Origin of the sequence: uncultured Nonlabens sp., assembly GCF_947495285.1 — a bacterium.
Classification (GTDB): Bacteria; Bacteroidota; Bacteroidia; order Flavobacteriales; family Flavobacteriaceae; genus Nonlabens.
The window spans coordinates 152,321-166,721 of sequence record NZ_CANLXZ010000002.1; the positions used below are offsets into that span (position 1 = coordinate 152,321).

Sequence of the window (14,401 nt, forward strand, 5' to 3'; positions counted from 1 at the left end):
TTATAGGTTTAGACCTGTGAGCATCGCTCACAGGACTAAACCATTTTGCGTATAAAGATGAGACGTCGTCGATAACGCTTTTTTTAATAATTTAATACCGTGCATTGATGCTAGCAACAAACACAGAGAGAATTAATTTTTCAACGGTAACTAATAAGGCAGAATATCCTGACTTGCTGGATATCCAAATTAAATCCTTTCAGGACTTTTTTCAGCTAGAGACTAAATCTGATAAAAGAGAAGTTGAAGGTTTGTATAATACCTTCATGGAGAATTTTCCAATTACTGATACTCGCAATCAGTTTGTTTTGGAATTTCTTGATTACTTCGTAGACCCACCTAGATATTCTATTCAAGAATGTATAGAGCGTGGTCTAACTTATAGCGTGCCTCTTAAATCACGTTTAAAATTATATTGTACAGATCCTGAACATGAGGATTTTGAAACAATTGTACAAGATGTTTATCTTGGTACCATCCCTTACATGACACCTTCTGGTACTTTTTGTATCAATGGTGCTGAGCGTGTGGTTGTATCTCAGTTGCACAGGTCTCCTGGTGTTTTCTTCGGGCAATCTTTCCATGCAAATGGTACTAAATTATATTCTGCTCGTGTAATTCCTTTTAAAGGTTCATGGATAGAATTTGCGACAGATATTAATAGTGTTATGTACGCTTATATCGATCGTAAAAAGAAATTACCTGTAACAACACTTTTCCGTGCTATTGGCTTTGAAAGAGATAAAGATATCTTAGGTATTTTTGATCTTGCTGAAGAAGTTAAGGCAAGTAAGACAGGTCTTAAAAAATACTTAGGTCGCAAGCTTGCTGCTCGTGTACTTAGAACCTGGCATGAAGATTTCGTTGATGAGGATACTGGAGAAGTAGTATCTATTGAACGTAATGAAATTGTTCTTGATAGAGATACAATTCTTGAAAAAGAACACATAGATGAGATAATTGATTCTCAAGCAAAGACTATTCTTCTTCATAAGGAAGATAATATGTCTGCTGACTATGCCATTATACACAATACTTTACAAAAGGATCCTACAAACTCTGAAAAAGAGGCTGTAGAACATATATATAGACAATTACGTAACGCTGAGCCGCCTGATGAAGAAACTGCTCGTGGAATCATCGATAAATTATTCTTCTCTGACCAGAGATATAATTTAGGTGAGGTAGGTCGTTACCGTATGAATAAAAAATTGAATCTTGATATTCCTATGGATAAGCAAGTGCTTACCAAAGAAGATATCATTACTATTATCAAGCATTTGATCATGTTGATCAACTCTAAGGCAGAGATTGATGATATTGATCACTTATCTAACCGTCGCGTTCGTACGGTGGGTGAGCAGTTAAGTTCACAATTTGGTGTTGGTCTTGCTCGTATGGCTCGTACGATACGTGAGCGTATGAATGTAAGAGATAATGAAGTGTTTACGCCTATTGATCTTATTAATGCTAAGACTTTGTCTTCTGTTATTAATTCGTTCTTCGGTACGAACCAATTATCTCAATTCATGGATCAAACAAATCCATTAGCTGAGATCACTCATAAACGTAGATTATCGGCACTTGGACCTGGTGGTCTTTCGAGAGAAAGAGCTGGTTTTGAGGTTCGTGATGTACACTATACTCACTATGGTAGACTTTGTCCTATTGAAACTCCTGAAGGACCGAATATTGGTCTGATCTCTTCACTTGCTGTTTTTGCAAAAGTGAACGGTATGGGATTCATTGAGACTCCTTATAGAAAAGTTACAGATGGTGTGGTAAACCTGGAAGATGAACCAACTTACCTAAGCGCCGAAGAAGAAGAAGGATTACTTATTGCTCAAGCTAACTTACCATTAACTAATGGTAAAATTGATCAGGAAAAAGTAATTGCTCGTATGGAAGGTGACTTCCCAGTAATTGATGCATCAGAGGTGGTATATGCTGATGTTGCTCCTAATCAAATTGCATCTATTTCTGCATCTCTAATTCCATTCTTAGAACATGATGATGCAAACCGTGCGCTTATGGGATCTAACATGATGCGTCAGGCAGTACCTTTACTTAGAGTAGATGCACCTATTGTAGGTACAGGTTTAGAAAGACAGGTTGCTACGGATTCTAGAGTATTAATAAATGCTGAAGGCGATGGTGAGGTTGTTTATGTAGATGCTCAGAAAGTAGTGATCAAATATGATCGTACTGAACGTGAATCGTTAGTTAGCTTTGAGCCTGAAGATACTTCTTATAATTTGATTAAATTCCGTAAAACTAACCAGGGTACAAGTATTACACTTAAACCTATAGTTGAAAAAGGAGATAGAGTTAATAAAGGTCAAGTTTTATGTCAGGGTTATGCAACTGAGGCTGGTGAACTTGCATTAGGTCGTAACATGAAAGTGGCATTTATGCCTTGGAAAGGTTATAACTTTGAGGATGCGATTGTTATTTCTGAAAAGGTAGTACGTGAAGATATATTTACTTCTATCCATGTAGATGAATACTCACTAGATGTCAGAGACACAAAGTTAGGTAATGAGGAGTTGACTCCAGATATACCTAATGTTTCCGAAGAGGCTACTGCAAACCTTGATGAGCAGGGTATGATTCGTATCGGTGCAGAAGTTAAACCTGGTGATATATTAATAGGAAAAATTACTCCAAAAGGAGAAAGTGATCCTACTCCAGAAGAAAAGCTTCTTAGAGCAATCTTCGGTGATAAAGCTGGTGATGTAAAAGATGCTTCTTTAAAAGCGTCTCCATCTCTTAGAGGTGTTGTTATCGGTAAAAAATTATTCTCTCGTGCTGTAAAAGATAAGAGAAAGAGGGCTCAAGATAAAGAGGATATTGCAAGATTAGAGCAGAATTATCAAGGTAAATTTGATGGTTTACAAGAACGTCTAATTGAAAAATTATTTGAAATCGTAAGTGGTAAAACATCGCAAGGTGTATTTAATGACCTTGGAGAAGAAGTTCTTCCTAAAGGTAAAAAGTATACCCTTAAAATGTTAAATTCTGTAGATGATTTTACTCATTTAACTTCTGGTACATGGACTACTAGTAGTGATGTGAATGAAATGGTTGCAGATTTACTACACAACTATAAGATTAAAGAAAATGATCTTCAGGGATCATTACGTCGTGAGAAGTTTACCATCTCTGTCGGAGATGAGCTTCCTGCTGGTATCATAAAACTTGCTAAAGTTTATATCGCTAAAAAACGTAAACTTAAAGTAGGTGATAAAATGGCTGGTCGTCACGGTAACAAAGGTATCGTTGCACGTATTGTACGTCAGGAAGATATGCCATTCCTTGAAGATGGGACACCTGTTGATATCGTATTGAACCCACTAGGTGTACCTTCTCGTATGAATATAGGTCAGATTTATGAGACCGTTTTAGGATGGGCTGGTGAGAAACTAGGTAAGAAATTTGCTACACCTATATTTGATGGTGCTACTTTAGATCAGATCAATGGGTATACGGACGAGGCTGGTATTCCACGTTTCGGTCACACCTATTTATTTGATGGTGGTACTGGTGAGCGTTTTGATCAACCTGCGACAGTAGGTATTATCTATATGCTTAAACTAGGTCACATGGTAGATGATAAAATGCACGCGCGTTCTATCGGTCCATATTCATTGATTACGCAGCAACCTCTCGGTGGTAAGGCGCAATTCGGTGGTCAACGTTTTGGAGAGATGGAAGTTTGGGCACTTGAGGCATATGGAGCTTCTAGCACCCTGCGTGAAATTCTAACGGTAAAATCAGATGACGTTATAGGACGTGCTAAGACTTACGAGGCAATCGTGAAAGGTGAACCTATGCCAGAACCTGGCCTTCCAGAATCATTTAATGTATTGATGCATGAGTTAAAAGGTCTAGGACTAGATCTACGACTGGAGGATTAATTTTTTCTGTGAGGTTTTATGTTAGTTTCGCTTTCGCGAAAGCGTACATTACATAAAACCTTACTACTTTAAACTTAAAATAGTACCATTATTATGGCTAGACATAAAGACAACCTAACACAAAAGAAATTTTCTAAAATTTCAATCGGTCTTGCATCTCCTGAAGCTATTCTTGCAGAGTCAAGAGGTGAGGTGTTAAAACCAGAAACGATAAATTATCGTACGCACAAACCTGAAAGGGATGGGCTTTTTTGTGAGCGCATCTTCGGTCCTGTGAAGGATTATGAATGTGCTTGTGGAAAATATAAACGTATCCGTTACAAAGGAATTGTTTGTGATCGTTGTGGTGTAGAGGTTACTGAGAAAAAAGTAAGACGTGATCGTATTGGGCATATTAATCTTGTTGTGCCAGTTGCACACATTTGGTATTTCCGTAGTTTACCTAATAAAATAGGTTATTTACTAGGGCTTCCTTCTAAGAAGCTGGATATGATTATCTATTATGAAAGATATGTAGTTATTCAACCAGGTATCGCAAAAAATGCGGAAGGTGAAGAAGTACAAAGATTAGATTTTTTAACTGAGGAAGAGTATTTAGATATACTAGATAGTTTACCTCAAGAAAATTTATATCTAGAAGATTCAGATCCTAACAAATTCATCGCTAAGATGGGTGCAGATTGTTTGATAGATCTTCTACAGCGCATTGATTTAGAAACTCTTTCTTATGATTTACGTCACAAGGCAAATAACGAGACATCTAAACAGCGCAAAACAGAGGCTTTAAAACGTTTACAAGTTGTTGAAGCACTCAAGGATTCTAATGAACGACGTGAGAATAAGCCAGAATGGATGATCATGAAGGTAGTGCCAGTAATTCCACCAGAATTACGTCCATTAGTACCTCTTGATGGTGGTCGTTTTGCAACGTCTGATTTAAATGATCTATACCGTCGTGTAATAATACGTAATAATCGTTTGAAGAGATTGATGGAGATTAAAGCTCCAGAAGTAATACTTCGTAATGAAAAACGTATGTTGCAAGAGGCAGTAGATTCACTTCTTGATAACACAAGAAAATCTAGTGCTGTTAAAACAGATTCTAATAGACCTTTAAAATCATTATCAGATTCACTTAAAGGTAAGCAAGGACGTTTCCGTCAGAACTTACTAGGTAAGCGTGTTGATTACTCTGCACGTTCTGTAATTGTTGTAGGTCCTGAGCTTAAATTATATGAGTGTGGTATTCCTAAGGATATGGCTGCAGAGCTTTATAAGCCTTTTGTAATACGTAAACTTATTGAGCGTGGAATTGTAAAGACGGTTAAGTCAGCAAAGAAAATTATAGATAAGAAAGAGCCAGTAGTTTGGGATATATTGGAAAATGTTCTTAAAGGACATCCAGTTATGTTGAACCGTGCTCCTACTCTTCACAGATTGGGTATACAAGCGTTCCAACCTAAATTAATTGAAGGTAAAGCGATACAGTTACACCCATTAGTTTGTACAGCATTTAATGCTGATTTTGATGGAGATCAAATGGCTGTTCACCTTCCTTTAGGTCCTGAGGCTATACTAGAATGTCAGTTATTAATGCTGGCTTCACACAATATCCTTAATCCAGCAAATGGTAGCCCTATTGCGGTACCATCGCAGGATATGGTATTGGGTCTTTATTATATGACCAAATTACGTAGATCTGAGCCTGGACATATTGTTAAAGGTGAAGGTCTTACTTTTTACGGTCCTGAAGAATTGGTTATTGCTTTTAACGAGAAGAGAGTTGATATTAACGCTCCTGTTAAATGTAGAATTAATCTTCTTCAAAGTGATGGTTCTTATAAAGCAGAAATTATTGAAACGACTGCTGGTAGAGTTATATTTAATCAAAGAGTACCAGATGAGGCTGGTTATATCAACGAGGTTCTTACTAAAAAGGCTTTAAGAGATATTATAGGAGATATCCTTAAGGTAACAGATGTTCCTAGAACAGCTGCTTTCCTTGATGAAATTAAAGATTTAGGTTATGGATTTGCATTCCGTGGTGGATTATCGTTCTCATTAGGAGATATCATGATACCAGCAGAGAAGCAATCGATGATTGATACAGCGAATGCTAAAGTTGACACAATACGTGGAAATTATGGTATGGGTCTAATTACCCAAAATGAAAGGTACAATCAAGTAATTGATGTTTGGACGGCTACAAATGCGCAGCTTACTGAACTTTCAATGAAAAATATTAGAGAAGATCAACAAGGTTTTAACTCGGTGTTTATGATGCTTGACTCTGGTGCACGTGGATCTAAAGAGCAAATAAGACAGCTTACAGGTATGCGTGGACTTATGGCAAAACCTAAAAAATCTAACGATGGAGGTGGTGCTATTATTGAAAACCCTATTCTTTCTAACTTTAAAGAAGGGCTTTCGATTCTTGAGTACTTTATTTCTACTCACGGTGCGCGTAAAGGACTTGCAGATACAGCTCTTAAAACAGCCGATGCTGGTTACCTTACACGTAGGTTACATGATGTTGCACAAGATGTAATAGTAAATCATGAAGATTGTGAAACTTTAAGAGGTATAGAGGTTTTTGCTCTTAAGAAGAATGAAGAGGTAATGGAGAAATTAGGAGCTAGAGTTCTAGGTCGTACTGCATTACATGATGTTATAGATCCAGCTACACAGGAAGTTATTGTTCCTGCTGGTGAGTTAATAGTAGAAGAAATTGCTGATATTATTGAAGCGTCAGATCTAGAGTCTGTAGAGGTAAGATCTGCTCTTACTTGTGAGGCTGCAAAAGGTGTGTGTACTAAATGTTACGGTAGAAACCTAGCTACTAATAGATTAGTTATGAGAGGTGAGGCAGTAGGTGTTATCGCAGCACAGTCTATTGGAGAGCCTGGTACGCAGTTAACGTTAAGAACTTTCCACGTAGGTGGTGTTGCAGGTAACGTTTCTGAAGATAGTTCTATCGTTGCAAAGAATGATGGTGTTTTAGAAATTGATGATCTTAAAACTGTAAAAGTTGAAGATAATGAAGGTAAGCCTGTGGAGATAGTGATTTCTCGTACGGCTGAGTCTAAATTACTTCATGAGAAAACAGGTATGTTATTAAATTCTAATAATATTCCTTATGGTTCTGAGCTTTATGCTAAGCCTGGTTCTAAAGTTAAGAAAGGCGATTTATTAGCTAAATGGGACCCATTTAATGGTGTAATCATATCAGAATTTGCCGGTAAGATTAAATTTGAAAATATTATTCAAGGGGTAACTTTCCAGGTAGAGAGTGATGAACAAACTGGGTATGAGGAAAAAGTTATTTCTGATTCTAGAGATAAAAAACTCATTCCTACATTACATATCGTTGATGCTAAGGGAGACCATGTGATTTCATATAACCTTCCTGTGGGTGCCCATTTAATGGTAAATGATGATGATAAGATTAAGGTAGGTAAGGTCTTAGTTAAGATTCCTCGTAAATCAGCAAAAGCAGGTGATATTACAGGAGGTCTTCCACGTGTAACAGAATTATTTGAAGCACGTAATCCTTCTAATCCAGCTGTAGTAAGTGAAATAGATGGTGTAGTTTCTTTTGGTAAGATTAAACGTGGTAATCGTGAAATTCTCGTTACTTCTAAAACGGATGAAGTGAAGAAGTATCTTGTAAAACTTTCTAATCAAATTCTAGTACAAGAAAATGATTATGTAAGAGCTGGTATGCCTTTATCTGATGGTTCTATCACTCCTAAAGATATTCTTGCGATTAAAGGACCAAGTGCTGTACAGCAGTACTTAGTTAATGAAGTTCAAGAAGTGTATCGTTTACAAGGGGTTAAGATTAACGATAAGCACTTTGAAGTTGTCGTTCGTCAAATGATGAGGAAAGTAAGGATTGTTGATTCTGGTGATGGTATGTTCTTAGAAAATCAACTAGTTCATAAAGAAGATTTTATTCTTCAGAACGATAACCTTTACGGTAAGAAAGTTGTTGAAAGTTCTGGAGACTCTGAATCTTTGAAAGAAGGTCAGATTATCACTTCCAGAGAATTACGTGATGAGAATTCCATTCTTAGAAGAGAGGATAAGTCACTAGTTACTGCTCGTGATGTAATGCCAGCAACTGCTGAGCCTATACTTCAGGGTATTACACGTGCATCTCTTCAAACTAAGTCATTCATTAGTGCTGCTTCATTCCAAGAAACCACTAAAGTATTAAATGAAGCTGCTGTTGCAGGTAAAGTCGATACTTTGGAAGGTTTAAAGGAGAACGTTATTGTAGGTCATAGAATTCCAGCAGGTACAGGTATGCGTAATTATGATGATATTATTGTAGGTTCTAAGGAGGAGTTTGAAAAACTTTTGCATAAAAAGGAAGAGCCTAAAGTAAATTACAACTAAAAGTAATGGCACAGGATAATAATACGGAGCACAAGATTAATATTGAAATAGATGGCGATACAGCAGAAGGGCAGTATAGTAATTTGGCAATTATTAATCACTCTGCTTCTGAGTTTGTTGTTGACTTTGTGAATATCATGCCTGGTAACCTTAAGTCAAAGGTTAAATCTAGAATTATATTAACTCCTCAACACGCTAAGCGTTTATCTAAAGCGTTGCTGGAAAATGTAATGAAGTTTGAACAGGTACACGGTGAAATTAGAGATTATGATAAACCACCCATACCTTTAAATTTTGGCCCCACGGGCCAAGCTTAATATTATAGCCTGATGCGTAAGTATCAGGCTTTTTTATTTAAAACAAGACTCACTATAGATCTTTATTATCGTATTTAATTTTACCTCTTTCATTTGTGTCGTTTGAGAGGGTTTGATTAAAATAATGAACACATAGCTTGTGCAGGATTATTAAACCTCTTAGAGTCGTTAAAATTAGTTTATTTAAAATTTAATAGATCTAATAGGTTTTTATCTGTCCAACCTGCAATAATTGAATTATTGTTGTGCGGTCTCTTCTAGATTTAATTTCTCATATGTTATTAATCTATTTTTCACAAGTGTTTATCGAATAGCCTTTTTTAATACTTGCTTATTACTCATATACGTTGCTCAATATTCTATTTTTGTATCTTAATTGTGATGACACATGATTAATAATATTTTACAATTCATCCCTTATGAGTATTTCTAATATTTTAAATGCATTTTTCAGCTTTGTAAATAAGACTTTTTTACTTTTTGTAATTATTCTTATGCTGCCTCTGGGTCTGTATGCAGATGGTACAAGGCAGGTGATGCCATCTCCTTCAAATGTAGAGCCATTAAACGGAACTGCTTTGTTCTTTACAAGAGGTCTCCGTGGTCCTTTTATTAATGCGCCTAAAGTAAATAGGATGCAATTTACTATTGCAAACGCAGCTACAGAGAATTTGTATTTTGGTGCAAAATCTCTTCTAAGAAATGAAGGAGCTAATAATCCGTTGATTAATTTAGTTACTTATTATAGAATTTACAATCAGGCAGATGTCTTAGTCGAGGGTATTAACGCAGCTGGTGTGCAGGTAGGAGCTTTGTCTGGTAGATTAGACAACGGTGCTGGAGCTAATCCTGCTGTTGGAGATCCAGGTTATATTGATAACTATGCAGAGGCTTTTGAAGGGCCTAACGGGATAGGTGGAGTTACTAATGGTTATAATCCTTTAATTTTTAATCCTACTACAAATGGCGATTTTTATATTGAGTTTTATATAAGCAATGATGGTGGTGCTACTAGTTTTGATTCAAATGGGCCAGGAAGTAATACTCCGGTAGGCTTCTTTTTTCCTTATTTTGATTTGACTGTTGGTACTAATACAGCTCCTATTCTAGGGAGATTGTGGTCTAAGAAATGGAGTTTTATTGGTTATAGACAGCAGGATGTTAATGATATTAATGATGGTAACAATAGCCCGGCTCTTGTTCCTAACCCTACTCTAGATGCTTCAGTAGAAGGTGAGTTTTATGCTTATACAAGGGATCAAGTAATTGTTGAATTGGATTTTTTAAATGGTTTTCGTCCTTTAGCTTATGAATTGTCTATGAACCGCTATGGCGTTGTCGATGATGATAATGACGTGACTAATGTTTTTGAGGTTACTAGAAGGTCACAAAATAGGCCTACAGCTTTACCTCCAGTTTTAGATAATAGCTATCAGATATTCTTATTTTCACCAGATCAATCTATTTTCCCAACTACTTCTACGTCAGCTCCGGTCTTAGGAAGTCGCATTCAGGGTTGTCCTGGTGATTACAAAATACCTTACACATTGAGTGCTTCAGGTGATGTCGCGATTCTTATTGATCTCAATGGAACCCCTGGTTATCAAGCAGGGACTCGAGATGTTAGTTTAGAAGCTTACGATCAGCCGACTGGTGATAATGAGATTTTTTGGAATGGTTTGGATGGATTCGGGGATACAGTAGCTTTTGATTCTTCGGTTAGCGTTGAAGTGACCTCGTTTAGAGGTCGTACAAACATTCCTATGTATGATGCAGAATTTAATATTAATGGTTTAAATGTTAGAGGTGTTTCTCCAATTATTCAAAATGCTACTCTTTACTGGGATGATACTGAACTTACGTCTTTTGGTGTTTGTAATGTAGAAGGAGATGGTGATGGGAATAATGTTACAGAAGGTGGTTTTTCTGTTTTGGAACTCTTAGATGGCGTTGCTGGGCCTTCTCGCGCTTGGAATGGCTCAAATCCTGATGATTCCGTTCCTGCTGCTTCTGGTGGTCAGGGATCGGATACTTTAAGTCTTCTTTGTGATGATTATGGGAATAATCGAGTTATTAATACATGGTTTTATGGTTATGTTCTAGATTCTGGTTCTAGCACTTTAGTTGTTGGTAATTGTGATGCAGATAACGATGGTGTTGACGATATAACTGATCTTGATGATGATAATGACGGTATCAAAGATGTTGATGAAGGTGGTGTCAATTGTGTTGACTCTTCTAGTCAAACTATGAATACTATAGGTGTCGCTTATAACTCACGACTAGAAAGTGCAGGTGCTGTTTCTGTCGTGCCTAATTTATTGAATGGTGCTTATGACTTTCAAGCTACTTTAGTTGGTAACGCTGCATGGGCTGGAGAGCCTAATGGAGGTGTTCGTTTAAAAGATGATATCGCTTCTGTAGAAGATTATATTTTTGTCCAACCAGTTAATACTGGTAACCCATCTACTGGTAATTATGTTCAGTATGAATTTATTTTTAACGAGCCAGTTTCTAATTTAAGAATTCAGGCAGGTGGTTATAATGTGAGTGATTATGCAGAAGTCTCTGCTGAACTAGGTGGTGCTGCGGTAAATATAGATTCTTCAAATTTCGGTAATTTCCAGCCGTCTCTATCTACAGGTGTGTGGACTGTTTCAGATAACCGTGTAGTAAGCACCTCTACCTCTGGTGGTGTAGCTGCAGATGATAATTTCTTTGATCTAGTTATTGCTGAACCAGTCGATAGAGTAATTTTTATTACTGGTAAGGATACTAATGGGCAGAGACCTGCGACAGTGACTTTAGGTTTTACATCGGTTGATTTTTGTGTGGTTTCAACACCGATTGATACGGATAACGATAGTATTCCAGATTATTTAGATCTTGATGCTGATAATGATGGTATATATGATGTTGAAGAGGCTGGTCACGGACAGTCTTATTTTAATGGTGTTTTAACTGGTCCTGTCGGTGCCGATGGTATTCCTGATTCAGTTCAAGATTCTGGAGATGTCGACAACGGAATTGTCAATTACACTTTGCAAGATTCTGATTCTGGTTCTGGTGAACCGGATTGGAGAGACACTGATTCTGATAATGATGGTTGTTCTGATGCTAACGAGGCTTATCAAGACTCTTTAGCTGACGGTGGTGATGATGGCCAGTTTGGATTAGATCCAGCTGCGGTTAATTTGGCTAATGGATTGGTTGTAGATGCTAGCTATGCTTCAAATACTCCTCAAGATTCTAATGGGAATGGTATAGATGATTATACAGAAAATGGACCAGATGTAGATGGTAATGGTATTACAGATTCATGCTTTGCGCCTATCGATACAGACGGTGATGGTGTCTTCGATAATAATGATATAGATGACGATAATGACGGTATTCTAGACGTTGTTGAATCCCAAGGTTTGGGAGATCCTTCGCAAGATGATGATGGAGATGGTATTTTGAATTACCAAGATGCAGATTTTTGCTCATTAAATGCAAATGGCATTTGTGCATTATTGGATGGAGATAATGACGGCTTACCTAATCATCTAGACTTAGATTCTGACGGTGACGGTATTCCTGATAATAATGAAGCCCAGGTTACAATTGGTTATGTAGCGCCATTAGACTCAGATGGAGATGGGGTTCCTGATGTTAATGCAAATGGACTTCCTGTATCTTATGATTTTAACGGTGACCAATTAGGATTGCTTCCAGTTAATACTGATACTGTTGATCAACCAGATTATTTAGATTTAAATTCTGATAACCAAGGAGCAAACGATACTGTTGAAGCAGGACTTGTACTTACTGGTGTTGATTCAGATAACGATGGATTAGTTGATACGGCTACAATTAATGGTGTTGCAAACTCTGCTTTAGATACTGATACATCTGGATATAATGATCCTAATGGTTTCTTAAACGATACCAATAATTTGCCGGATACAGATGGCGATTTAAATGAGGGTGGAAACGTTGATTTTAGAGATCGTACCTTACCTAATGATGCTGATGGTGATGGTGTTAATGATATTGATGATTTAGATGATGATAACGACGGTATAACAGACATAACTGAAGGTTTTGAATTCTTTACAGATAATTCTTCAACTTGTACTGGTCAAAATTATGATTTCAATGGAGCTTCTTTAATAAGTGGTACTGCTGGACAGGTGGGTGCTAGATATAGATTTTCAACTGTAAGATCTGGTATAGATGCTATTGTTCAAATTACTCAAAGATCTGCAGGTGCTTCGTTAGTAAGAATTGATGATGCTTCTGGCGATCCTCTAGCATGGCAACCAGTAATTAACTATACCGCTGCTTCTAGTGGTGATTTAACTATAACTTTTAGAGTAGAATTAGTAGATTCTGTAACTTCTGCTCCTGCTACGGTAAGTAGAATAGGTGGTTTCATTCAGGATATTGATAGTGATAGCACTGGTAGAATTAGAGAGTTTTATAGATTAAATAACTTAGTAGGTTATTCTTTAAACGAGCCAACTAATGTTATAGCTACAGATCTTGCCAGCGGTATTACACAGTTTAGAGCAAATGGAACAGGCTCAGCTGCAATTGAGCCTATTGATACAGATTCTGGTTATAAAGTATTCTTTCAAAGACAAGATGTAAATCAGTTCGAATATGTAATAGGTGTTACAAAAAACATAAATATTTCACAAAATAGGTTTTATAGTGTTCAGTTTGATGAGTGCATTATAGATGATTTCGGTGATGATCCTACAGTGGTTATTTTAAATGCTCCCGATCAGGATGGGGATAATATACCTAACCATTTAGATTTAGATTCAGATGGAGATGGTTGTAGTGATACAATAGAAGCTGGTTATGTTGACGCTTTCGCGAAAGCGGACGAAGATGGTATACTTGGAAACCCAGCTCCTGAAACAGTTGATAGTAATGGTTTAGTTATTTCTGGTGAAATGGGAGAAGGTTATACGTCTCCTAATAGTACTGACTCTGTCTTATTTGACTTTTTAGACCCTAACGAAAATAGTGCTTGTTCTACTACGTTAGATATTACTAAAACTAGTACTTTTAATCCGGCAACAGGTATAATCAATTACACTTACACGGTTTTAAATTCAGGTTCTAATTTTGCTTTCGATGTAAGTGTGTCAGAAGATTTAGGTACGTTTACAGGTACTAATACTCCGGTACCTACTCCGGTATATCTGTCAGGAGGGTCTGATGAAGATGGACAAGGTGATGCACTTGATTTAATTCCTGGTGCTTCTTTAATATTCACTGCGTCTTATGAAATTAATGATACTGATTTTGTTTCTGGACAGATAGATAATCAAGCCACAGCTAGTGCAACGGATAGTAACGGCGATGTTGTTACCGATGTTTCTGATGATGGAAATGATGGAGATGGTAATTTAATAGATGATATTACAGAAACGGTTTTACCTATAGGTACCGTTACTGGTCACATTTATAGTGATTTAAATAATAATGGAGTTCAGGATTCTGGAGAGCCTAATTTGGCTAATGTAGATGTTCTTTTGACTCCTACTTTCGGAGATCCAATTACCGTTACTACAGATGTTAATGGTGATTTTGCTGGTGATGTTTTTGCTGGTGATGTAGGAGTAGATATAGTAGATAGCACTTTACCAACCGGAGCAGTTCAAACAGAAGGAACAGACCCAACCACGGTAACCGTAGCATCAGGTACAACAGTAGTTGAAGAAGATAACGGATTCAACACTCCAGGAACAATAGAAGGAGTAGTTTATG

The 14,401-nt window shown here is 37.0% G+C and carries 3 protein-coding genes and 1 pseudogene; all 4 read left to right on the top strand.

Features of this window, described 5'->3' with window-relative positions; all coding sequences use genetic code 11:
- The first annotated feature begins 107 nt into the window (after window positions 1–107).
- On the top strand, window positions 108–3,917 hold the full coding sequence (gene rpoB, locus Q0838_RS01530) for a DNA-directed RNA polymerase subunit beta (protein ID WP_298950475.1): 3,810 nt from the start codon (window positions 108–110) through the stop codon (window positions 3,915–3,917).
- 93 nt (window positions 3,918–4,010) lie between these two features.
- Window positions 4,011–8,318, top strand: coding sequence for a DNA-directed RNA polymerase subunit beta' (gene rpoC / locus Q0838_RS01535; RefSeq protein WP_298950477.1), 4,308 nt, complete (start codon window positions 4,011–4,013; stop codon window positions 8,316–8,318).
- Window positions 8,319–8,323: 5 nt separating this feature from the next.
- Window positions 8,324–8,635: a DUF3467 domain-containing protein gene (locus Q0838_RS01540; protein WP_298950481.1), complete on the top strand. Its 312-nt coding sequence runs from the start codon at window positions 8,324–8,326 to the stop codon at window positions 8,633–8,635.
- Between the two features lie 419 nt (window positions 8,636–9,054).
- A pseudogene (locus tag Q0838_RS01545) lies at window positions 9,055–14,401 on the top strand (hypothetical protein); the annotation flags it as partial.